Raw genomic sequence first — 22,739 nt, 5'->3', positions numbered from 1 at the left:
TCGCTCTCCCTCTGCAATGCGCCGCGGCTCTCCCGCGGCACCATCTGTCCTGCGGAAGATTTGACCATTTGGTCAGGAAGTGATGCAAGGCCCTATTCGCCCGGCGTCAGGCTTCTCGCCTCCGATGCTCGCACCGAAAACCGGGCGAAAGCACGAAAAGCGGACTCGCATCGGGCTGCGACATGATGCAAAATTGACCAAACGGACAGGAAATCCAAAACAGGGACAGGCACAAGGAGGGACAGCAGTCATGGCGATCTTGATCAAGGGCGGCACCGTGGTGACGGCCGACCACTCCTATCGGGCCGACGTGCTGACCGAAGCGGACAAGATCGTCGCCATCGGTGAAAACCTGGAGGCTCCTTCCGGCGCCGAGGTGATCGACGCGGGCGGCGGCTACGTCATGCCGGGCGGCATCGACCCCCACACCCACATGGAACTGCCCTTCATGGGCACGGTGGCTTCCGAGGACTTCTTCACCGGCACCACCGCCGGCATGGTGGGCGGCACGACGATGATCATCGACTTCGTCATCCCCAATCCCCAGCAGGACATCATGGAGGCCTACCACACCTGGCGCGGCTGGGCGGAGAAGGCTGCGGGAGACTACTCCTTCCACGTCGCCATCACCTGGTGGGACGAGACCGTCAAGGAAGCGATGGGGACCCTGACCCGCGACCACGGGGTCAACTCCTTCAAGCACTTCATGGCCTACAAGGGCGCCATCATGTGCGATGACGAGGTCCTGGTGAACTCCTTCACCCGGGCCCGCGAACTGGGCGCCATCTGCACCGTCCATGCCGAAAACGGCGAGTTGGTCTTCCACCTGCAGAACGAGATCCTGAAGAGCGGTATCACCGGGCCGGAGGGCCATCCCCTCTCCCGCCCGCCCGAGGTCGAAGGCGAAGCCGCCAACCGCGCCATCCGCGTCGCCCAGGTGCTCGACGTGCCGCTCTACATCGTCCACAACTCCTGTATCGAATCCCTGCAGGCCATCACCCGGGCGCGCAACGAAGGCCAGCGCGTCTTCGGCGAGGTCCTGGCCGGCCACCTGCTGGTCAACGACGAGGTCTACCGCAACCCGGACTGGGATTTTGCCGCGGCCCACGTGATGAGCCCGCCGTTCCGCTCCAAGGAGCATCAGGACGCGCTCTGGCGCGGCCTGCAGGCGGGCATGCTGCAGACCACAGCCACCGACCACTGCTGCTTCTGCGCCCCGCAGAAGCGCATGGGCCACAACAACTTCACCCAGATCCCCAACGGCACCGGCGGGGTCGAGGACCGCATGCATGTGCTCTGGCACCACGGGGTGAATTCCGGCCGCCTGACGATGAACGAGTTCGTGGCCATCACCTCCACCAACGCCGCCAAGATCTTCAACATCTATCCGCGCAAGGGCTCGATCTCCGTCGGCGCCGATGCCGACATCGCGATCTGGGACCCGACCAAGGAGCGCACGATTTCCAAGGACACGCACCATCAGAACGTGGACTTCAATATCTTCGAGGGAATGACCGTCAAGGGCATCAATACGGTCACCATCAGCCAGGGCAAAGTGGTTTACCAGGACGGCGACGTCCGCACCGAACGCGGCGCGGGACGTTACGTCGACCGGCCGACCTTCGCGCCCTACTACGACGCTGTGAACCGCCGGCGGGAGGCAAAGACGCCGGTGGCGGTGAACCGGATGTAACAACACGGGTCCAAGGCCGACCGGACAGTGATAGCCGGGCGGCGAAGCACCGCAAACAAGGGAGCTAGGGGGATGACTTCTCGAATTTCGGGGAACGATACGGTATTGGCGAAACAAGGTTGGGGCCGGCGCTGTGTTCTGCGCGCCGGCGCGGTGGCTCTGGTGGCGGCCGCCGCCTTTGGGCTTTCCGGCGGCACGGCGCAGGCCGAAAAGCTGAAGGTCGCCGGCATCTACACGGTGCCGATCCAGCAGAAGTGGGTGGGCACCCTGCACCGGGCGCTGACCGCCGCCAAGGAGCGCGGCGACATCGAGTACAGCTTCTCGGAGAAGGTGTCCAACACCGACTATGTCCGGGTGATGCGCGAGTATGCCGAGGGCGGCGTCGATCTAGTGGTCGGGGAGGCCTTCGGCATCAGCCGCGAGGCCCGCAAGGTGGCCGATGACTATCCCGAAATCGCCTTCCTCATGGGCGATCCGGGCGTGCCCCACGGCAAGAACTTCTCCGTCTTCGACAACTGGATCCACGAGCCCTGCTATCTCATGGGGATCGTCGCCGGCACCATGACCAAGACCAACAGGATCGGCATGGTCGGCGGCTTTCCCATCGGCGAGGTGAACCGCCTGTTCCACGCCTTCATGGAAGGCGCGCGCTCGGTCAATCCGGACGTCGAATTCAAGGTCTCCTTCATCGGCTCCTGGTACGACCCGCCGAAGGCCAAGGAGTTCGCCTTCGCCCAGGTCGAGGCCGGGGTGGACGTGCTCTATGCCGAGCGGGCCGGCGTGGTCGACGCCGCCCGTGAGAAAGGCATCATCGCCTTCGGCAACGTGAACGACATGAACAAGGCCGAGAACGGCACCGACGTGGTGGTCGCCTCTGCCCTCTGGCACATGGAACCGGCTATCGACTACGCCATTTCCCAGGTGAAAGCCGGCACCTTCACGGCCGAGAACTACAAGGAGTGGACGATGATGAAGGCCGGCGGCGCCTCGCTCTCGCCGTTCTACGAGTTCGAAGACAAAATCCCGGCCGAAACCAAGGCGAAGATCGAGACGCTGGCCCAGGAGATCAAAGCCGGGGACTTCGTGGTACAGACCAACGACGACGAACCCAAGTCGACGTTCTGACCGAACGCGTCAGGGGTCGGGGCAGCAGTTCTAACGCTGCCCCGACCCCCGCAGAAATCGATCATCGGGGGATCTGACGATGGCGCAGGCGCAAGCGTCCGCCGCTGCCGCCACGAGCGCTGAGCCGGTGTTGCGGCTGTCCGGCGTCACCAAGCGCTTCGGAGCGCTGGTTGCCAACGACGCCATTTCCCTCGGTCTGGGGCGTGGGGAAATCCTGGCCCTCCTGGGCGAGAACGGCGCCGGCAAGACCACCTTGATGAGCATCCTCTTCGGTCACTACCTGGCCGACGAGGGCGAGATCGCGGTCTCCGGCGAAGCCTTGCCGCCGGGCTCCCCCAAGGCCGCCATCGCGGCCGGGGTGGGCATGGTGCATCAGCATTTTACCTTGGGCGAAAACCTCACCGTCCTCGACAACATCGTGCTGGGCACGGAGCCGCTCTGGCGTCTGAAGCAGAACCGTGCGGCCGCCCGGCGCCGGGTCGAGGATCTGGCGGCGCGCTTCGGCCTGCAGGTGGAGGGTCGGCGCCTCGTGCGCGACCTCTCCGTCGGCGAGCGCCAGCGGGTGGAAATCCTCAAGGCCCTCTATCGCGGCGCCCGCATCCTGATCCTGGACGAGCCGACCGCGGTGCTGACACCGCAGGAAGTTGAGAGTTTCTTCGCCACCCTGAAGACCATGGCGGCGGAAGGGCTCTCCATCATTTTCATCTCCCACAAACTGAACGAGGTGATGGCCATTGCCGACCGCGTCGCCGTGCTGCGCCAGGGCAGGCTGGTGGCCGACTTCCCCATCGCCGAAGCCTCGCGCGAAGGGCTTGCAGAGGGCATGGTGGGGCGTGCCGTCACCTTGCCCGAACGCAGCCGCCTGGAGCCGGGCGCACCTCTGCTGAAGATGGAAGGCGTCGGGCTGCGCGGCGCAGAGGGCAAGGTATCGCTTGAAAACATCGACCTAACCCTCTGTGAAAAAGAAGTTCTTGGCATTGCCGGGGTCTCCGGCAACGGTCAAGCCGCCCTCGCCGCCCTGATCTCCGGTCTCGATGCCCCGACAGCAGGACGCTTCGAGATCCTCGGCGACGCCATCACCGCGGCCTCCCCTGCCGCCATGCTGAAACGCGGGGTCGGGCGGGTGCCGGAGGACCGCCACGCCACTGGCGTCGTTGGCGACTTCACGGTCGAAGAGAACCTGGCGTTGGAAGCCTACGGCGGGGATCGCTTCTCGCGCCTCGGCTTCGTCAAGGGGGCGGCCCTGCGCCGCAACGCGGAGGAAAAGATTGCCGCCTTCGACATCCGCGGCGCCGATGCGACCACGGCCACGCGCAGCCTTTCCGGCGGCAACATGCAGAAGGTCATCCTGGCCCGGGTCCTGGACGAGAAGCCGCGCATCATCCTCGCCAACCAGCCGACCCGCGGGCTCGATGTCGGTGCCGCGGCGGCGGTGCAGGCCCTGCTGTTCCAGGCACGGGCCGAGGGTGCGGGCATCGTCCTGATCTCCGAAGACCTCGAAGAGCTGCTGCAGATGTCCGACCGCATCGCGGTGCTCTATCACGGGCGCCTGTCAGCGCCCATGCCGGTGGAGGAGGCGGACCTCAGGACTCTCGGCCTGATGATGGCCGGTCACGGTGCGGCAGGGCATCGCGACGAGGGCCGCCATGCGTCTTGAGCCCCGCGCCCATGTGCCGCTCTGGCTGAACCTGGCCGCCCCACTGACGGCCATCGCCCTGGCCTTCCTGCTCTGCGGGCTGCTCATCGCCTGGGCCGGCGCGCCGGTGCTGGCCGCTTACGGCGCTTTGGTAAAGGGCGCGCTGGGCTCGGTCTTCGCCCTGAGCGAGACCCTGACCCGCGCGGCGCCGTTGATCTTCACCGGGCTGGCCGCCGCCGTCGCCTTCCGGGCCAAGCTCTGGAACATCGGCGGCGAGGGCCAGCTCTATGCCGGTGCGCTGGCGGCAACCTATGTCGGCACCGGGCTCATCACCCTGCCGCCCTTACTGATGGTGCCCTTCCTCTTCCTGGCCGGAGCCCTCGCCGGCGGACTGCTGCTGCTCCTGCCGGTGATCCTGAAGCTAAAGCTCAGGGTCGACGAGGTGGTGACCACCCTCCTCCTCAACTTCGTCGTGCTGCTCTTCGCCAACTACCTGCTCTTCGGCCCCTGGAAAGACCCCTTGGCCATGGGCTGGCCCCAGGCGGCGCCGATCATCGACGAAGGCGTGCTCTCGCCGCTGATCCCGCGCACCCGCCTGCATTCGGGCTTGATCTGGGCGGTCTTCTTCGCGGTCGCGGCCTGGGCCTTCATCCGCTATTCCAAGTGGGGCTTCGAGATCCGCGCCGTCGGCAACAACCCGGAGGCTGCGCGCTTCGCCGGCATCCCCATGGGCGCGACCGTCCTGCGCACGGCGCTGCTCTCCGGCGGCCTTGCCGGCATGGCCGGGGTCTGCGAGCTGGCGGGCCTGAAAGGCTATCTCACCCTCGATATCTCCCCCGGCTTCGGCTACACCGGCATCGCGGTGGCCATGCTGGCGGGCCTGCATCCCCTGGGCGTGATCGCGGCGGCGATCTTCGTCGCCGCCATCTACAACGGCGCCGATGCCATGAGCCGGGCCATGTCGATCTCCAACTACCTGGCCGACGTGCTGACCGCGACCGCGCTGCTTCTGGTGCTGGCGAGCGTGCTCTTCGTGCGCTATCGGCCCCGCCTGCGCTAGGGGCCGGACGGCATGGATATCCTGGAGATCTTCGTCTCGCTGGGCTTCTGGGGGGCGCTGGTGCGCATGGCAACACCGCTCATCTTCGGCACCCTGGGGGAGCTGATCTGCGAGCGCGCCGGCGTCCTCAATCTCGGCATCGAGGGCATCATGACCCTGGGCGCCATGGTCGCCTGGATGTGGGTCTACCAGGGCGGCGGGCTGTGGTCGGCGGTGCTGGTGGCCGCGGCCTTCGGCGCCCTCTTCGGCCTGCTGCACTCGGGCTTCAGCGTCTATCTCGGCGTCTCCCAGCACGTCACCGGAATCGGCATCACCCTGCTGGCCTCTGCGCTCAGCTATTTCGCCTTCCGCATGCTGCTGCCGGATGTCACCACGCCGCCGAAGATCGACCCCTTCCAGCCCTACCCCGTTCCGGGCCTGTCGGAACTGCCCTTCCTCGGCGAGGTCCTCTTCACCCAGAGCCCCCTCACCTACCTGGCCTTCGCGCTGGTGCCGCTGGTCGCCTATGGCCTCTACCGCACGCCGCTGGGCCTGGCCGTGCGCATGGTGGGCGAGAACCCCATGGCCGTGGAAGCGCAAGGCATCGACGTCCATCGCCTGCGGACCGCTGCCGTCATGCTGGGCAGCGCCTTCATGGCCGTCGGCGGCGCCTTCCTCACCATCTCCGTCTTCGATGCCTTCTACATCGGCATGATCAACGGGCGCGGCTGGATCTGCGTCGCCCTGGTGATCTTCGCCTCCTGGCGGCCTGGCAAGGCGCTGCTCGGCGCGCTGCTCTTCGCCGCCTTCGAAGCGTTGCAGATCCGCGTGCAGCAGTCCGCCTCGGCCTTTATCCCCTACCAGTTCTTCCTCATGATGCCCTATGTTCTGAGCATCCTGGCGATGATCGTCATGGCGCGGCGCGCGGCCTACCCCAAGGCCCTGCTGGTGCCCTTCCGCAAGGGCGAGCGGTGAGGTGGGCTCGCTCTTCGAGACGGGCCTGTCGGCCCTCCTCAGGACGAGGCTCACTCCTTGCCTCATCCTGAGGAGCCGCGTCAGCGGCGTCTCGAAGGATGGGTACTCGATCGGAGAGATGTGATGCTCGATCTTATCGTGCGCAACGCCACCCTGCCCGATGGCGCAAGCGGGCTGGACATCGCCGTAGAGAACGGCGTCATCGCCGAGGTGGCCCCGTCCATCGCGGCGGAGGCGGAGCAGGTCATCGACGCCCGGGGCCATCTCGTCACGCCGCCCTTCGTCGACAGCCACTTCCACATGGACGCGACCCTCAGCCTCGGCCTGCCGCGCCTAAACCAGAGCGGCACGCTGCTGGAGGGCATCGCCCTCTGGGGCGAGCTGAAGCCGGATCTGACGGTGGAGGCGCTGAAGGCGCGCGCGCTGGCGCTCTGCCGCTGGTCGGTCGCCAAGGGCACGCTGGCGATCCGCAGCCATGTCGACATCTGCGACGACCGCCTGCTCGCCGTCGAGGCCCTAGTGGAAGTGCGGGAAACCGTAAAGGACGTCATCGACCTGCAGCTCGTCGCCTTTCCGCAGGACGGCTACCTGCGCTCCCCCAGCGCGCGGGAGAACATGCGCCGCGCCCTCAACAAGGGCGTCGACATCGTCGGCGGCATCCCCCATTTCGAGCGCACCATGGCCGAGGGGGCCGAGTCCGTGCGCCTGCTCTGCGAACTGGCCGCCGAGCGGGGCCTGCGCGTCGACATGCATTGTGACGAGACCGACGACCCCAACTCCCGGCACATCGAGACCCTGTCCTACGAGACCCAGCGCCTGGGCCTGCAGGAACGCGTCACGGGCTCCCACCTCACCTCCATGCACTCCATGGACAACTACTACGTCTCCAAGCTGATGCCGCTGATGGCCGAGGCCGGCGTGAATGCGGTGGCCAATCCGCTGATCAACATCACCATCCAGGGCCGCCACGACAGCTACCCCAAGCGCCGCGGCATGACCCGAGTGAAGGAACTGCTGGCCCAGGGCGTCAACGTCTCCTTCGGCCACGACTGCGTCATGGACCCCTGGTATCCGTTGGGCAGCCACGACATGATCGAGGTGGCCCACATGGGCCTGCACGTCGGGCTCATGACCGGCGTCGAGGAGCAGAAGAGTTGCTTCGCCGCGATCACCACGAACGGGGCGAAAACCCTGGGGCTGGAGGGCTACGGCCTCGCCCCCGGCTGCAATGCCGACATGGTGATCCTCCAGGCCGGCGACGTGCTGGAGGCCCTGCGTCTGCGCCCCGCCCGCCTCACCGTCATCCGCCGCGGCCGCGTGATCGCCGAAACCCCGCCGGTGGAATCGCAGTTGAAGGTGCTGGGCAATGAAGCTATCGACTTTACGAAACACTGATGTGCGATTGAGGAACTCCTTTGTCCCAGCTCGACCTCGCCTTCGTCCGCTCCCAGTTTCCCGCCTTTGCCGAGCCTTCCCTGAAGGACTGGGCCTTCTTCGAAAACGCCGGCGGTTCCTATGCCTGCGGGCCGGTGATCGAACGGCTGACCCGCTTTTACCGGGAAACCAAGGTGCAGCCCTACGGCCCCTTCCCGGCCTCCGAGCGCGCCGGGGCGGAGATGGACGAGGCGCGGCGGCGTCTCGCCGGTTACCTGAACGTCGCCGAGAACGAGCTGCACTTCGGCCCCTCGACCACCCAGAACACCTATGTGCTGGCCCAGGCCTTCCGCGAGATGCTGAACGAGGGCGACGAGATCGTCGTCACCAACCAGGACCACGAGGCCAACTCCGGCGCCTGGCGGCGCTTGGCGGACAGCGGCATCGTGGTGCGCGAGTGGCAGGTGGACCCGGAGAGCGGCCAGCTCGATCCAGGCGGGCTCGACGCGCTGCTCACTGAGAAGACCCGGTTGGTCGCCTTCCCTCACTGCTCCAACATCGTCGGCCACGTGAATCCGGTGGCCGAGATCGCGGCCAAGGCCCATGCCGCCGAAGCGGTGGTCGCGGTGGACGGAGTCTCCTACGCGCCCCACGGCTTCCCCGACGTGGCCGCGCTGGACGCCGACATCTACCTTTTTTCGCTCTACAAGACCTACGGGCCGCATCAGGGCCTGATGACCGTGAAGCGCGACCTGGCCGAGCGCCTGCCCAATCAGGGCCATTTCTTCAACGCCGGCAAGATCCTGAAGAAGCTGACGCCCGCCGGCCCGGACCACGCGCAGATCGCCGCCTCCGCCGGCATCGCCGACTACTTCGACGCCCTCCACGCCCACCACTTCGACGGCGAAAACGCCGACGAAGCCGAACGTGGCCGCCGCGTCCATGGGCTCATGGAGGCGCAGGAGAAGGTGCTGCTGGCGCCGCTGCTCGACCACCTGCGTCAGCGCAACGACATCCGCGTGCTGGGCCCGACCGACCCGGCGGTGCGCGCGCCCACGGTGGCCATCCATCCCAAGAACAAGCCGGCGCCGGAGGTCATCGAGAGCCTGCGGCACCACAAGATCGCCGCCTGCGTCAGCAACTTCTACGCCTACCGCCTCGTGCAGGCCATGGGCATCGACCCCGAGCCCGGCGTGCTCCGCCTCTCCTTCGTCCACTACACCAGTTCCGAGGACATCGAGCGCCTGTTGGAAGCCTTGGACGCGTCGCTCTGACGGTCCACCGGATACGCATCCTTCGAGACGCCGCCTGCGGCGGCTCCTCAGGATGAGGGTCCAGGCCATGTCCTCATCCTGAGGAGCGGTCCAGAGGACCGCGTCTCGAAGGATGCGAAGCCTTAAAGAAAACGGGGGAGCGCCACAGCGCTCCCCCAAACCCACCCCTCTATGCTGCGGGATTTACATCCCGTTGGCCTTTTCCCAGACCGCGTGGGTCCAGGCGCCTTCCGGCTTCTTGGTGATGACGGGCGTCGACGCATTGGCAAGCAGCGTGTCCACCGTACGGTCGTAGTCGCCCGGCTCCAGATAGCCGAGGCCCTTGGCCGAGCCTTCCAGCAGCTTGGCGATCTCGCCCATCATGCGCCGCTGGTGCTTCTCGGTCTGGGCGCCGGTCTCGTCGTTTTCCAGCACGATGTCGGCAGCTTCCTCGACGTTGTTCTTGGCATAGTCCCAGCCCTTCAGGGAGGCGGCCACGAAGCGCGCCATCTTGTCGACGAAGGCCGGGTCCTGAAGGTTCTCTTCCAGAACGTAGAGGCCGTCCTCCAGGGTCGCGACGCCCTGGTCCTCGTACTTGTAGACGATGAGGTCGTCGGCGCTAAGCCCGGCGTCGATGATCTGCCAGTACTCGTTGTAGGTCATGGTGGAGACGCAGTCGGCCTGTTTCTGCAGGATCGGGTCGACGTTGAAGCCCTGCTTCAGCACCGTCACGCCCTCGGGCCCGCCGTCGGTCGGCAGGCCGAGCTTCGCCATCCAGGAGAGGAAGGGGTACTCGTTGCCGAAGAACCAGACCCCCAGGGTGCGGCCCTTGAAATCCGCCGGCGAGGTGATACCGCTGTCCTTGCGGCAGGTCAGCATCATGCCCGACTTCTTGAAGACCTGGGCGATGTTCACCAGCGGCACGCCCTTCTCCCGCGACGCCAGGGCCGAGGGCATCCAGTCGATGATCACATCGGCGCCGCCGCCGGCGATCACCTGCGGCGGGGCGATGTCCGGCCCGCCCGGCTTGATGGTGACGTCGAGCCCGGCTTCCTCATAGAAGCCCTTGTCCTGGGCGACGAAGTAGCCGGCGAACTGCGCCTGGGTCACCCACTTCAACTGCAGCGTCACCTCGTCGGCCGCCGCCGCCGTCCCGGCCGTCAGCAGCAGGCCCGCCCCCGCCGCCAGTGAAATCAGCTTTCTCATCTTGCCTCTCCTCTTCTCTGAGACTCGTTTCTTGCTCTTGAGGTTTCTCTCCCTAAACGCATCCCAAATCCTTGGTCTTCCTTCCTTATCGATAGGAGGGATGCCAGAACGTCGCGGCCCGCTCGGCCAGGGCCAACAGCCCGTAGAACAGCGATCCGGCCACGGCCGCCACGGCGATGGTGGCCCAGACCATCTCCACGTTCATGCGGCCGATCTCGGTCGAAATCCGGAAGCCCATGCCGACGATCGGCGTGCCGAAGAACTCCGCCACGATGGCGCCGATCAGCGCCAGCGTCGAGTTGATCTTGAGGGCGTTGAAAATAAAGGGCAAGGCGTTGGGCAACCTGACCCGCACCAGGGTCTGCAGGTAGCTCGCCCCGTAGGAGCGCATGAGGTCGCGCTCCATCGCCTGAGTGGCGTGGAGACCGGTGATGGTGTTCACCAGCATCGGGAAGAAGGTCATGATAACGACGACCGCCGCCTTGGACTGCCAGTCGAAGCCGAACCACATCACCATGATCGGCGCGACACCGACGATGGGCAGGGCCGAGACGAAGTTGCCGAGCGGCAGCAGGCCGCGCTGCAGGAAGGGCACCCGGTCCACCAGGATCGCTACCAGGAAGCCGCTGCCACAGCCCATCAGGAAACCGGTCAGCACCGACTTGATGAAGGTCTGGTAGAAATCGGCGATCAGAGTATCCGTGGAGACCATGAAGATGGCCGCGATGCGCTCCGGCGAGGGCAGCAGCACCGTCGGCACGCCGAAGCCGGTGACACCGACCTGCCAGAGATAGATCAGCCAGGCGCCGAAGAGGCCGGGCACCAGCAGCGCGGCGAAGCCTTTGCTGTCGCCCTTGCCCGCGGCTTCCGACAGCAGCCCGAGGGTGCGCCAGACCAGAAAGCCCAGCCCGAGAACGAAGATCCAGACCCCCATCCCCTGAAGCCCGACCGGCGCTTCGGCGCCCAGAACGGCGAACTGTCGGCTGATGGCCGCAAGCGGAACCCAGGCGCCGGCGACGCAGGCCATGAGCAGGACCAAGCCGACCGCGAGGCCGCGCAGCGCCAGCGCCGCCTGGCCCACTGCGGCCAAGGCGGCTATGCCGAGACCAAGCAGGAGACCGGGCTCCGCCAGCCAGGCCACGCTGTTGCCGAGCACGTCCTGACCGACCGGCAGAAGAAGCGAGACAGCGAAACACAACAGGGCCAGGAGACAGGCGCCCTCTTCCTTCCAGGCCCGCCGCATCATGGACGGACCCCCGTGCGCCGCAGTACCAGCCGCTCGATCATGCCCACGGCCGCCACCAGCAGGCCGGCCATGGCCGCGGCGGTCAGCAGCGCCGCCCAGATCTGCACGGTCTGGCCGTAGTAGGACCCCACCAGCAGCCGCGCGCCGATACCTGCCGAGGCGCCGGTCGGCAGTTCACCCACGATGGCGCCAACCAGGGAGATGGCGATGGCGACCTTCAAGCTGGCGAAGAGGAAGGGGATCGACGAGGGCCAGCGCAGCTTACGGAACACCTGGCCCGTGCTGGCGCTGTAGGTGCGCATCAGGTCCATCTGCAGCGGATCGGGCGAACGCAGGCCCTTCACCATGCCGATGGTCACCGGGAAGAAGCAGAGGTACATGGAAATCAGCGCTTTCGGCACCAGCCCGGTGAAACCGATGTTGCCCAGCACCACGATGATCATCGGCGCGATGGCAAGGATCGGAATGGTCTGGGAGGCGATCACCCAGGGCAGCAGGCTGCGGTCCAGGGTGTTCACATGGACGATGCCGACGGCGAGCACGATACCCAGCAAGGTGCCCATGGCAAAGCCCAGCAGGGTCGAGGAAAGGGTCACCCAGCCGTGGTAGACGAGGCTGCGTTTGGAGGTCACGTTGCGCTGGAAGATCGACTTGTTCAGCTCCACCGCGACCTGATGCGGCGCCGGCAACACCGGGCGCTCCATGGCCATGGCGTCTTCGGCCAGGCGGGTGATGGACCAGTCTTCACCCTGGCGCTCGTAGCGGTCAATCAACAGGGGCGCGTTCAGCCAGACCGTGCCCAGGTACCAGAGCGCGAAGATCGCCAGGCAGACCACCGCAAGGGGTCCGCTGCGGCCTGCGAAGACCCGGGACAGGAGTCCGGGCGAGGATCGTGGCGGAGCGCCGAGAGCCTCAGTCGTCATAGCTGTGCCCGGCCCGCAACCCCTCGCGCACACGGTGCGCGATCTCCGCGAAGTCCTTGCTCTCGCGGCTGTCGAGGGTGCGGTCCGGCGGCAGGTTGCAGTCGATGATGTCGATGATGCGCCCTGGGCGCGGCGACATGACGACGATCTTGGAGGAGAGGAACACCGCCTCGGGGATCGAGTGGGTGACGAAGATCACCGTCTTGCCCGTGCGCTCCCAGAGGCGCAGCAGTTGCTCGTTCAGGTGATCGCGGGTGATCTCGTCCAGCGCGCCGAAAGGTTCGTCCATCAACAGCAGGTCCGGCTCGAAGGACAGCGCCCGGGCGATGGAGACTCGCTGCTGCATACCGCCCGAAAGCTGCCAGGGGAACTTCTTCTCGAAGCCCTTCAGGTTCACCAGGTCGAGATAGCGCGCCGCGCGTTCGCGCCGCTCGGCGCTGCTCATGCCCATGATTTCCAGCGGCAGCATGACGTTGCGCTCCACCGTGCGCCAGGGATAGAGCGCCGGCGCCTGGAAGACATAGCCGTAGGCGCGGGCCTGGCGCGCCTCGTGGGGCGAGACGCCATTCACGCTGATATTGCCCGCGGTCTGGCGCTCCAGATCGGCGATCACCCGCAGCAGGGTGGTCTTGCCGCAGCCGGAAGGACCAATGAAGGAGACGAAATCGCCGGCGTTGACGGTGAGATCGACCTCCGACAGCGCATAGACCGGCCCGTCCGCGGTCTCGAAGGTCAGGGAGAGGTTCTGGACGTCGATGACCGGCCGGGACCGGCTTTGTGACCGGTGCTCCGCACCCTCTTCCCTTGCCGCTGCCCCCGCTTCCTGCTGCATCGCCGCCTCTAGCGCCATCCTGTCATGCCCCTCTCACATCCCTCTTGCCTGTGGGGGCTTTGCGCTATTCCGGCCTGTTCGCCCGGAAAGGTCAAGCACTAGCCCGCTCCAGCATGGCATGCAGCAAAACGTTGCAGCCCGCCGCCAGGTCCTCCGGCGTGGCCGATTCGCTCTCGTTGTGGCTGACCCCGTCCTCGCAGGGCACGAAGATCATGGCGGTGGGCGCCACCCGGCTGATGTAGCAGGCGTCATGCCCGGCACCGGAGATAATGTCCATGTTGCCGTAGCCGGCCGCCCCCGCCGCCTTCTTCACCGCCGCGACGCAGTCCGCGTCGAAGGCGATCGGCGGCGAATACCAGATGTTCTCGATCTCCGCTTCGACGCCCACCGGATCGCAGATCCCGGCGCAGGCGGCGCGCAGTTCGCTTTCCATCTGGCTCAGCGTGTCGTCGTCGGGATGGCGCAGGTCGACGGTCATGAAGACCGAGCCGGGGATGGTGTTCCGCGAATTGGGGCTCACCTGCATCATGCCGACCGTAGTGACGGCATGGGGCGGATGGGCCAGGGCGATCTCGTTGATCGCCGTCACCAGCTTGGAGGCAGCGACCAGCGCATCCTTGCGGCGGTTCATCGGTGTGGTCCCGGCATGGGATTCGGACCCCGTCAGCGTCACCTCGAACCAGCGCTGGCCCTGGGCGCCGGTGACCACGCCGATGGTCTTTTCCTCCGCCTCCAGGATCGGCCCCTGCTCGATGTGGGCCTCGAAGAAAGCCTTCATCGGATGCTCGCCTGGCGTCTCCTCGCCCAGGTAGCCGATGCGCTCCAGCTCCGCGCCGATGGTCTTGCCATCGACGTCGGCACGGGAATGGCCATAGTCTAGATCGAAGACCCCGGCGAAAACGCCGGAGGCGACCATGGCCGGGGCGAAGCGCGATCCCTCCTCGTTGGTCCAGACTGAGACCTCGACCGGCGCCGCGGTCTCGATGCCGTGGTCGTTCAGGGTGCGGATCACCTCCAGGCCCGCCAGCACGCCGAAGACACCGTCGAACTTGCCGCCGGTCGGCTGGGTGTCCAGGTGGCTGCCGGTGGCGACCGGCGGCAGGGAGGGATCGCTGCCCGGGCGCCGCGCGAAGATGTTGCCCATCTTGTCGACGGTGATGGTGCAGCCGGCGTCCTGGCACCAGCGCACGAAGAGATCGCGCCCCTCGCGGTCGAAGTCGGTCAGGGCCAGGCGGCAGTTACCGCCGGCCACGCCCGGTCCGATCCGGGCCATCTCCATCAAGGAGTCCCACAAGCGGTCCTGATTGACCGTGAGGTTCTTCAAGGTCATTGCAGTCTGTCCCCCTGCACTCTTCGTCCCGTTCGGCCGCCATCGGGCGGGCCGGCGGATGTGTTCTTCGCCCCCAGGCTTACTGTACCGGCCTTACTCTGCCGCCTTCTGGTTCATCGGGTTGCGCGGGTCCTGGGTCCAGTTCATGTAATCCTTGCCGTTGTCCACCTCGACCATGGAGATGCAGCCCTCCACCGGGCAGACGTGCATGCAGAGATTGCAGCCGACGCACTCGGCGTCGATCACCTCGTAGCGTCGCGCGCCGTTATCCTTCTGCGCCGCGATGGCCTGGTGGGAGGTATCCTCACAGGCGATATGGCAGAGGCCGCACTGGATGCAGAGGTCCTGGTCGATCTTGGCGACGGTCTCGAAGTTGAGGTCCAGATACTGCCAATCGGTGACGTTGGGCACCGCAGCGCCGCGGAAGTCGTCCAGCGCCGCATGACCCTTGCCGTCCATCCAGTAGCCGAGGCCGTCGATCATGTCCTCGACGATCTTGAAGCCCTTGTGCATGGCCGCCGTGCAGACCTGAACGGAGCCGGCGCCAAGGCTCATGAACTCTGCCGCATCGCGCCAGTCGCTGATGCCGCCGATGCCGGAGATCGGCAGGCCGGCGCACTCAGGGTCGCGGGCGATCTCTGCCACCATGTGCATGGCGATGGGCTTCACCGCCGGGCCACAGTAGCCGCCGTGGCTGCCCTTGCCGCCAACCGTCGGCGTCGGCGCCATCATGTCGAGGTCGACGGACATGATGGAGTTGATGGTGTTGATCAGGGAGACCGCATCGGCCCCGCCTGCCTTGGCCGCCCGCGCCGGCCCCAGCACATTGGTGACGTTGGGGGTCAGCTTCACGAAGACCGGCATGCGGCTGTGCTTCTTGCACCAGCGGGTCACCATCTCGATGTATTCCGGCACCTGGCCGACGGCGGAGCCCATGCCGCGCTCCGACATGCCGTGCGGGCATCCGAAGTTCAACTCCACCGCATCGGCCTCTGTCTCTTCCACCTGCTTCAGGATGTTGCGCCAGTTCTCCTCCTCGCAGGGCACCATCAGCGAGACCACCATGGCCCGGTCGGGCCAGTCGCGCTTCACCTGCTTGATCTCGCGCAGGTTCACATCGAGGGGCCGATCGGTGATCAGTTCGATGTTGTTGAAGCCGGCCATGCGGGTGCCGTTGTAGGTCATGGCCCCGTAGCGCGAGGAGACGTTCACAACAGGCGGGTCCTCGCCCAGGGTTTTCCAGACCACGCCGCCCCAGCCGGCCTTAAAGGCGCGGACGACGTTGTACTCCTTGTCCGTCGGCGGCGCCGAGGCCAGCCAGAAGGGATTGGGGGACTTTACACCGGCGATGTCGCAACGAATGTCAGCCATGTCCTTGCCTCCCGGGCCGCAGCCCTTCCTGCTTGCGGTCGCTTCAGGACCGCAGAAAACGATTGATGGACTCCGCCGCGAGCTTGCCGTCCTGCACGGCGGCAACCGTCAGGTCCTCGCTGGCGGCCACACAGTCGCCGCCGGCCCAGACATCGGGCAGCGAGGTCTGGCGCTCGTCGTTGACCGCGATGCAGGCGCCATCCATCTCCAAAAGCGCGCTGCTCCCGTTCGCCTGCGGCAGCGGGAGCATCTCCTGGCCGATGGCCTTGAACACCATGTCCGCGGGCACGCTGAAGGCATCGCCGGTGCCGCTGAGGCGCCCGTCGCCATCAAGCTGTGTATACTCGAAGACCACGTCGGTGACGTGCCCGTGGGCGCCCCGGATCTCGCGCGGCTGCGCCCAGTGCTTGATCTTCACCCCGTTGACCTGGGCGAACTCCTGCTCATGCCCGGTCGCCGACATGGCCTCGGGGCCCCGGCGATAAACCAGGGTGACGTCCTCCGCGCCCAGGCGCTTGGTCTGGACGGCGATGTCGATGGCGGTGTTGCCGCCGCCGATCACCACCACCTTACGGCCCACCGGCAGACTGGCCAGGTTCTCGCTCTGGCGCAGATCGGAAATGAAGTCGACGGCGTTGTGGACGCCCTCCAGATCCTCGCCTTCCAGCCCAAGCGCCCGCACGCCGCCAAGGCCCATGCCCAGGAAGACCGCGTCATAGTCGCGGCGCAGGTCGGCCAGGGAGATATCGCGCCCAAGGGCCTGGTCGTTGCGGATCTCGATGCCGCCGATCTCCAGGATGAAATCCACTTCGCGGTGGGCGAAGTCCTCAGGCACCTTGTAGGCCGCGATGCCGTATTCGTTGAGTCCGCCGGCCTTGGCCTTGGCCTCGAAGATCACCACGTCATGGCCGTGCATCGCCAGACGGTGCGCGCAGGACAACCCGGCCGGCCCGGCGCCCACGATGGCAACCCGCCTGCCCGTCGCTTCGGCGCGCTGGAAGGGGTGCGCCGCGTCGTCCATCACTGCATCGGTGGCATAGCGTTGCAGCAGGCCGATCTGCACCGGCTTGTGTTCCTGCGTGTTGCGCACGCAGGCCTCCTGGCAGAGCACCTCCGTGGGGCAGACCCGCGCGCAGGCGCCACCCATGATGTTCTCGTCCAGGATGTCCTGCGCCGCGCCGCGCACGTTGTCTGTCGAGATCTTGCGGATGAAGCTCGGGATATCGATCCCGGTGGGGCAGGCCTCGATGCAGGGCGCGTCGTAACAGAAGTAGCAGCGGCTCGACTCGATGAGCGCCGCCTTGCGGTCCAGCGGCGGATGCACGTCGCTGAAGTTCTCCGCGTAATCGGAATCGGTCAAGCGGCCGGCCGCAATGTCCGGTTGGTTACCCATCCTGATCTCCCCGATCATTTGCCTGCTTACGCACTTCCGGCGTATTGCTTCTTTGTTGAGGATGACTGTAGCCTTGCCTTGACCAAGCGGTCAATTAATTTTGACCAGTTGGTCAGGTTTTGCGCTATCCTGGTGCGTGCGAACGGTCGGTTCGAAAGACGCGATAGGAAAACAAAGAAGGCCGATGAGCGAAACGGCAGCAAAAGAAGGCCCGGTTAAAGAGGCCGAAAAAGAGGAAACCGCCCCCGGACATATCCGGCTGCGCAACCGGGCCCTCATTCTGAAGGCTGCCGAGGAGATCTTCGCCGAGCAGGGCTACCGCGGCGCCACCACGGCGGCCATTGCCAAGCGCGCCGGCCTGCCCAAGGCCAACGTCCACTACTACTTTGGCACCAAGGAGGCGCTCTACCGCGCCGTGCTCGACGACATCCTGACGCTCTGGCTGGGCGAACTGGACCGGCTGACGGAAGACAGCGATCCGGCCGAAGCTCTGGCGGACTACATCCGCGCCAAGATCCGCCACTCGCGCGAGCGCCCCCTCGCCTCGCGGGTCTACGCCAACGAGATGATCCGCGGCGCCAAGCACACCGGCGACTTCCTGAAGAGCGACCTGAAAAGCCTGGTGGCCGCGAAGTCGAAGGTGCTGGAGAGCTGGGTGCGCCAGGGCAAGATCGAGCCGGTGGACCCCGTCCACCTGTTCTCGGTGATCTGGGCGGCAACCCAGCACTATGCCGATTTCGAGGTGCAGGTGAGCGCCCTGGTCGGCCGCCGCCAGCTCGCCGCCAAGGACTACGACACAGCCGCCGAGACCGTGGTGCGCATGGTGCTGCGCGGTTGCGGGCTGAGCTATCGGGGTGCAACGGAATGATCAAGGCGGTGGAGCTGCTGAAACGCAAGGACGAACTCTCGGCGGATGCCTTTGCCGATTGGCTGCTGAAGGAGCATCTGCCCATGGTGCTGAAGCTGCCGGGGCTGCGCCGCTATCAGGCAAACATCGCCGCCGACCCGGAGGACGACTTCGACGGCTTCAGCGAGCTCTGGTTCGACAGCGAGGAGGCCATGCTGAGTGCTTACAGCACCGACCTGGGCAAGGCCGTAGCCGCCGACTCCCTGGCCCATGTGAAGCTGCGCAAGCGTTTCGTGGTGCGCGAGCATCCCTTCGAGCCACCCTTCCCTTCGGAGGCATGATCTGATGGCCCTGGTGGTGCGCGTCGGCAATGCCCGTGCCGAGTGGTGGCGGGAAAAGCTGCAAGGCCTACTTCCCGACGTCGACTGCCGCGACTGGGAGACGCCCGGCGACAAGGCCGATGTGGAGTACGCCGTGGTCTGGAAGCCGCCGCCCGGTGGGCTCAAGACCTTTCCCAATCTGAAGTGCGTCGTCTCCATGGGCGCCGGCATCGACCATGTGCTGGTGGACCCGGAACTGCCCAAACACCTGCCTATCATCCGCACGGTCGGCGACGACCTGCGCCAGCGTATGCGCGAATACGTCGCGCTCCACGTGTTGCGCCACCACCGCCGCCTGCCGGACATCCAGGCCGCGCAGCAGCGCAAGGCCTGGGACCAGATCATCACGCCGCCGGCGCCGGAGCGTCACGTCGCCGTCCTGGGCCTCGGCAACATGGGCGCCGAGGTGGCGCGCACCCTGTCGGGGATCGGTTTCGCCGTCCATGGCTGGTCGCGGCGCCCGAAAAACCTGAACGGGATTGTCTGCCATCACGGCGAAGCCGGGCTCGCCGAACTGCTGCCGCTGTCAGAGATCCTCGTCTGCCTGCTGCCCCTCACCCCGGCGACCGAGGGTGTTCTGAACAAGGACCTCTTCGCACGACTGCCGGAGGGCGCGGCGGTCATCAACGTCGGACGCGGCGGCCATCTGGTCGAAGAAGACCTGATCCCCGCGCTGGACAGCGGGCAGCTCTCCGGCGCCACACTGGACGTCCTGCATCAGGAGCCGCCGCCGGAAGACCACCCTTTCTGGACCCATCCCAAGGTGCTGCTGACGCCCCATATCGCCAGCCTCATCGACCCCGAAGCCGGCGCCAAGGTGATCGCGGAGAACATCCGCCGCTTCCGCGCCGGCCAGCCGGTCCCCGATCTGGTCGATCTGGAACAGGGGTACTAATTCGGGCGGAAGTATCTTCTTAAGTCAGACGCTCAGGCGATTGATCTGGAAGGAAAATTGTGTATCATCGCCCTGCTCCCTACGCCGAACAGAGTAGACCTTTGGTGAACCTTCTCGTTGATCCGCCGACGTACTATCTTATCTGAGATACGCATTTATCTGTGACCCAACGCGGGCGGATCGGGGGAAGACATGTCGGGATGGAGGCGATGGGCGCTGCTGCTTGCCGCGCTTGCCTGCATTTCCCCCGCGCTGGCGACCAATCCGGCCCGTGCCGAGCTTCCGAAGGGCGCCGTCCTGGTGATCGAGGCGGAGAGCGCTGCGGTCCTGCAGTCCGAGAACGCCACCCACCTCTGGTATCCCGCCTCCCTCACCAAGGTCATGACCGCCTACATGGTCTTCGAGGCGCTGGCGGACGGCCGCCTGGCGCTCGACCAGAAGGTCCCGGTTTCCAAGCACGCCGCCGGCCAGTCGCCGACCAAGCTGGGCCTCGGCGCCGGCAAGCAGGTGCGCGTCGATCTCTTGCTGGACGCCATGATCGTGCGCTCCGCGAACGATGCGGCGGTGGCCCTGGCCGAAGCGGTGAGCGGCAGCGAGGAGGCTTTCGCCACCGCCATGACCCGTAAGGCCCGCGCGCTCGGCATGCGCCGGACGGTGTTCAAGAACGCTTCCGGTCTACCGGACCCGATGCAGGTCACCACCGCCAAGGACATGGCAATCCTGGCGCGTGCACAGCTGAACACCTTCCCGCAGCACTTCGCGCGCTTTTCCAAGACCCAGTTCATGCTGAACCGCCGCGCGCGGCCCACCACCAACGGCTGGATGGTCGGCTACCCCGGCGCCGACGGCTTCAAGACCGGCTTCACCTGCGGCTCCGGCTACAACCTGATCGGCACGGCGGAGCGCGACGGACGGCGGGTGATTGCCGTGGTTCTGGGCGGCAAGACCAGCGGTGTCCGCAACGCCCGCATGACCAAGCTGATGAACGCGGCCTTCGCTGCGCCTTCGCCGGACGCCGACGCCGGGACCCTCGGTTCGCTGCCCGCCACGCCGACCGCCGCCGTTCCCTATGTGCTGCCCGGCGGGCAGTGCGCTGTGGCCCCGGCGGTCGGCACCGCCCCCACCGACGGCAAGCTGCCGGGCTGGGGCCTCGTGCTCGGGTCCTTCGGCAGCAAGGCCCAGGCCAATGCGGTCATCAAGGGGCACCGCCAGTCCCTGAAGGAGGTCACCCGGCGCGGACGCCCGGCGGTGATCGCAAAGCTGCGCCACGATCCACAGCTTTACACCGCCCTGCTGGTCGATCTGAACCAGCGCGACGCCGGGGAGGCCTGCAAACACCTCTGGAGCCTCGGCCACTACTGCCTGGCGGTCCCGCCCAAGCTGCTGAACAATCCGGATACGCTCTGGCGCTAGCCGCGGGCGCTGATCCATCCCAGCTTCCGCCGCCATCTGATCGTCGCGGCAATTGCCAAAGCGGCAAGGCCTCACTAGCATTGTTCCCTGGTGTCCCAAGCACTTAGGACGGCAGCCCAACGAACCGTCCGGCCGGCCACCCTCAAGTCCCTGTTCAGGTCCACATAACAATTCGGGAGGAAACCATGCGGATGCTTCGAACCACCGGTGTGATCATGGCAACGGCCGCCGCGGCCCTGCTGTCGGCGGGGGCTGCCTTTGCGGCCTGCGACTGGACGCCGGAAAGGCCGGTCACCTACGTCGTGCCCTGGGGCGCCGGCGGCGGCACCGACGCCAATTCGCGCATGCTCGCCAGCATGCTGGAAAAGCACTTCGGCGTGCCCTTCAACGTCGTCAACCGCACCGGCGGTAACGGCGTCGTCGGCCACAGCGCCATCGCCACGGCGGAGCCGGACGGCTACACCATCGGCGCGGCCACGGTGGAGATCACCACCATGCATCACGCGGGCCTGACCGAGCTGAACCACACCGACATCACGCCCATCGCCCTGGTGGACATCGTTCCTTCCAGCGTGCTGGTCGCCAAGGATTCGGAGTTCAACAGCCTCAACGACCTCCTGACCTACGCCAAGGCCAACCCCGGCAAGCTCACCGGCTCCGGCACCGCCCAGGGCGGCATCTGGCACCTCGCCCTGGCCGGCATGCTGAACTCCGAAGGCATGGACCCGGCGGCGATCCGCTGGGTGCCCTCCAACGGCGCGGCCGCGGCCATGCAGGAACTGATTGCCGGCGGCGTCGACGTTGCCACGCCCGCCCTTTCCGAGGGCAAGGCCCTGATCGAGTCCGGCGAGTTGAAGGCGCTGGCCTACATGCACGACAGCCGCATGGGCGCGCTGCCGGAGGTCCCGACCACCAAGGAACTGCTGAAGTCGGGCTGGACCCTGGCCGCCTTCATCAGCATCAGCGGTCCCAAGGGCCTGCCGGAGGAAATCGCCTGCAGCTACGAGAAGGCAGCCCTGGAGGCCTTCGAGACGCAGGACTGGGCCGACTTCAAGGCTTCCCGCGGGGCCGAAGTGGTGAAGATGGGCAGTGCCGATCTGACCACCATGATGGCGGCCACTTCCGACAACCTGGGCGCCACCATGAAGGCGATCGGGCTGACGCAGTAGCGACCCACCGCGAGAACGCGGCCGCCGCGGGCGAAAGCTCCGGCGGCCCCCTTTCCTTTATGTTTTCAATCCGGGCGGGCCTGCAAGACTGAAGGCCCGCAACACAAGCTTGCAATGACCCCTGCAATGACAGAGGACGCCGGCGCATGAAACTGGGGGACCTTCCGCTCGGGTTGCTGGCCGGGGTCGTCGGCCTCGCGATCATCCTGGAAGCTGCAAGCTTCCCGGTCATGGCCGGCATGGCCTACGGGCCGGAGTTCTTCCCGATCATCATCGGCATCGGATTCTGTCTCTGCGGGCTCGTGCTGATCGCCGCCGACCTGCGCGCGCGGCTTTCGGGAACCGCTGGCCCGGCCCTCACCATCGAGCCGGCCCTGCGGCGGCGCAAAGCCCTGCTGCGGGCCGGCGCCGTCGTGATCGGCACTGTCGCCTTCATCGCCCTGGTGAAGCCCCTGGGCTTTCTGCTCGCCCTGGCGCTGCTGCTGGTCTTCCTGCTGCGGGTGCTGGCGGCGGGCTGGACGATCACACTCGCGCTGGCGCTCGGCCTGCCCTTTGCCCTGCATTTCGGCTTCACCTGGCTGCTGCGGGTGCCGCTGCCGCGCGGCCTCGTCGAAACCCTGCTGTTCTAGGCCGCGCGAC

General features: G+C 66.5%; 20 protein-coding genes. 13 read left to right on the top strand and 7 right to left on the bottom strand.

Going from position 1 to position 22,739, the window contains the following annotated elements:
• Window positions 1-250: 250 nt before the first annotated feature.
• The 7 genes from hydA to ACO06P_RS01025 all read left to right on the top strand — a co-directional run bounded on the left by hydA (window position 251) and on the right by ACO06P_RS01025 (window position 9,116).
• Window positions 251-1,693: a dihydropyrimidinase gene (gene hydA, locus ACO06P_RS01055; RefSeq protein WP_420348164.1), complete on the top strand. Its 1,443-nt coding sequence runs from the start codon at window positions 251-253 to the stop codon at window positions 1,691-1,693.
• Window positions 1,694-1,798: 105 nt separating this feature from the next.
• On the top strand, window positions 1,799-2,818 hold the full coding sequence (locus ACO06P_RS01050) for a BMP family protein (protein WP_420348163.1): 1,020 nt from the start codon (window positions 1,799-1,801) through the stop codon (window positions 2,816-2,818).
• 79 nt (window positions 2,819-2,897) lie between these two features.
• A complete protein-coding gene (locus tag ACO06P_RS01045) occupies window positions 2,898-4,475 on the top strand; it encodes an ABC transporter ATP-binding protein (protein WP_420348162.1) in 1,578 nt (525 codons plus the stop codon).
• Window positions 4,465-5,514, top strand: coding sequence for an ABC transporter permease (locus ACO06P_RS01040; RefSeq protein ID WP_420348161.1), 1,050 nt, complete (start codon window positions 4,465-4,467; stop codon window positions 5,512-5,514). Before ACO06P_RS01045 ends, ACO06P_RS01040 begins: the two co-directional genes overlap by 11 nt.
• A gap of 12 nt (window positions 5,515-5,526) precedes the next feature.
• On the top strand, window positions 5,527-6,468 hold the full coding sequence (locus tag ACO06P_RS01035) for an ABC transporter permease (protein WP_420348160.1): 942 nt from the start codon (window positions 5,527-5,529) through the stop codon (window positions 6,466-6,468).
• A gap of 123 nt (window positions 6,469-6,591) precedes the next feature.
• Window positions 6,592-7,863, top strand: coding sequence for an amidohydrolase family protein (locus tag ACO06P_RS01030; protein WP_420348159.1), 1,272 nt, complete (start codon window positions 6,592-6,594; stop codon window positions 7,861-7,863).
• A gap of 20 nt (window positions 7,864-7,883) precedes the next feature.
• The gene (locus tag ACO06P_RS01025) at window positions 7,884-9,116 is read left to right on the top strand and encodes an aminotransferase class V-fold PLP-dependent enzyme (RefSeq protein WP_420348158.1); all 1,233 of its coding nucleotides are present in this window, start codon (window positions 7,884-7,886) and stop codon (window positions 9,114-9,116) included.
• Window positions 9,117-9,299: 183 nt separating this feature from the next.
• Here the strand turns inward: ACO06P_RS01025 and ACO06P_RS01020 are convergent, their stop codons facing one another.
• The 7 genes from ACO06P_RS01020 to ACO06P_RS00990 all read right to left on the bottom strand — a co-directional run bounded on the left by ACO06P_RS01020 (window position 9,300) and on the right by ACO06P_RS00990 (window position 17,396).
• Window positions 9,300-10,301 carry an ABC transporter substrate-binding protein gene (locus tag ACO06P_RS01020; protein WP_420348157.1) on the bottom strand — a complete coding sequence of 334 codons (1,002 nt, stop codon included), beginning with the start codon at window positions 10,299-10,301 and terminating at the stop codon, window positions 9,300-9,302.
• 85 nt (window positions 10,302-10,386) lie between these two features.
• The gene (locus ACO06P_RS01015; protein ID WP_420348156.1) at window positions 10,387-11,547 is read right to left on the bottom strand and encodes an ABC transporter permease; all 1,161 of its coding nucleotides are present in this window, start codon (window positions 11,545-11,547) and stop codon (window positions 10,387-10,389) included.
• On the bottom strand, window positions 11,544-12,470 hold the full coding sequence (locus ACO06P_RS01010) for an ABC transporter permease (RefSeq protein WP_420348155.1): 927 nt from the start codon (window positions 12,468-12,470) through the stop codon (window positions 11,544-11,546). Before ACO06P_RS01010 ends, ACO06P_RS01015 begins: the two co-directional genes overlap by 4 nt.
• Window positions 12,460-13,320, bottom strand: a complete 861-nt coding sequence (locus tag ACO06P_RS01005; RefSeq protein ID WP_420348154.1) for an ABC transporter ATP-binding protein — start codon at window positions 13,318-13,320, stop codon at window positions 12,460-12,462. Before ACO06P_RS01005 ends, ACO06P_RS01010 begins: the two co-directional genes overlap by 11 nt.
• Before the next feature lie 73 nt (window positions 13,321-13,393).
• Window positions 13,394-14,632: a Zn-dependent hydrolase gene (locus tag ACO06P_RS01000; RefSeq protein WP_420348153.1), complete on the bottom strand. Its 1,239-nt coding sequence runs from the start codon at window positions 14,630-14,632 to the stop codon at window positions 13,394-13,396.
• A 93-nt stretch (window positions 14,633-14,725) separates the two neighbouring features.
• Window positions 14,726-16,003 (bottom strand): NAD-dependent dihydropyrimidine dehydrogenase subunit PreA, encoded by a 1,278-nt coding sequence (gene preA, locus ACO06P_RS00995; protein ID WP_420348152.1) that lies wholly within the window; start codon window positions 16,001-16,003, stop codon window positions 14,726-14,728.
• 43 nt (window positions 16,004-16,046) lie between these two features.
• Entirely contained in the window at window positions 16,047-17,396 is a 1,350-nt protein-coding gene (locus ACO06P_RS00990) for an NAD(P)-dependent oxidoreductase (RefSeq protein WP_420348151.1), read from the bottom strand.
• 184 nt (window positions 17,397-17,580) lie between these two features.
• On the opposite strand from ACO06P_RS00990, the gene ACO06P_RS00985 reads away from it, so the two are divergent.
• The 6 genes from ACO06P_RS00985 (at window position 17,581) to ACO06P_RS00960 (ending at window position 22,729) form a co-directional block, all read left to right on the top strand.
• Window positions 17,581-18,264, top strand: a complete 684-nt coding sequence (locus ACO06P_RS00985; RefSeq protein ID WP_420348150.1) for a TetR/AcrR family transcriptional regulator — start codon at window positions 17,581-17,583, stop codon at window positions 18,262-18,264.
• Window positions 18,261-18,584, top strand: a complete 324-nt coding sequence (locus ACO06P_RS00980) for an EthD family reductase (protein ID WP_420348149.1) — start codon at window positions 18,261-18,263, stop codon at window positions 18,582-18,584. Before ACO06P_RS00985 ends, ACO06P_RS00980 begins: the two co-directional genes overlap by 4 nt.
• A gap of 4 nt (window positions 18,585-18,588) precedes the next feature.
• Window positions 18,589-19,518, top strand: a complete 930-nt coding sequence (locus tag ACO06P_RS00975; RefSeq protein ID WP_420348148.1) for a 2-hydroxyacid dehydrogenase — start codon at window positions 18,589-18,591, stop codon at window positions 19,516-19,518.
• Between the two features lie 192 nt (window positions 19,519-19,710).
• Window positions 19,711-20,931 carry a D-alanyl-D-alanine carboxypeptidase family protein gene (locus tag ACO06P_RS00970; protein WP_420348147.1) on the top strand — a complete coding sequence of 407 codons (1,221 nt, stop codon included), beginning with the start codon at window positions 19,711-19,713 and terminating at the stop codon, window positions 20,929-20,931.
• Between the two features lie 185 nt (window positions 20,932-21,116).
• Window positions 21,117-22,100, top strand: coding sequence for a tripartite tricarboxylate transporter substrate binding protein (locus tag ACO06P_RS00965; protein WP_420348146.1), 984 nt, complete (start codon window positions 21,117-21,119; stop codon window positions 22,098-22,100).
• Between the two features lie 146 nt (window positions 22,101-22,246).
• Window positions 22,247-22,729, top strand: coding sequence for a tripartite tricarboxylate transporter TctB family protein (locus tag ACO06P_RS00960; protein WP_420348145.1), 483 nt, complete (start codon window positions 22,247-22,249; stop codon window positions 22,727-22,729).
• Window positions 22,730-22,739: the final 10 nt, after the last annotated feature.

It is taken from the genome of Pelagibius sp., assembly GCF_965227505.1.
In the GTDB taxonomy this organism is placed as follows: Bacteria; Pseudomonadota; Alphaproteobacteria; order Kiloniellales; family Kiloniellaceae; genus Pelagibius.
Note: the sequence above shows the minus strand (reverse complement) of the source record. Positions and strands in the feature narration are given on the sequence as shown.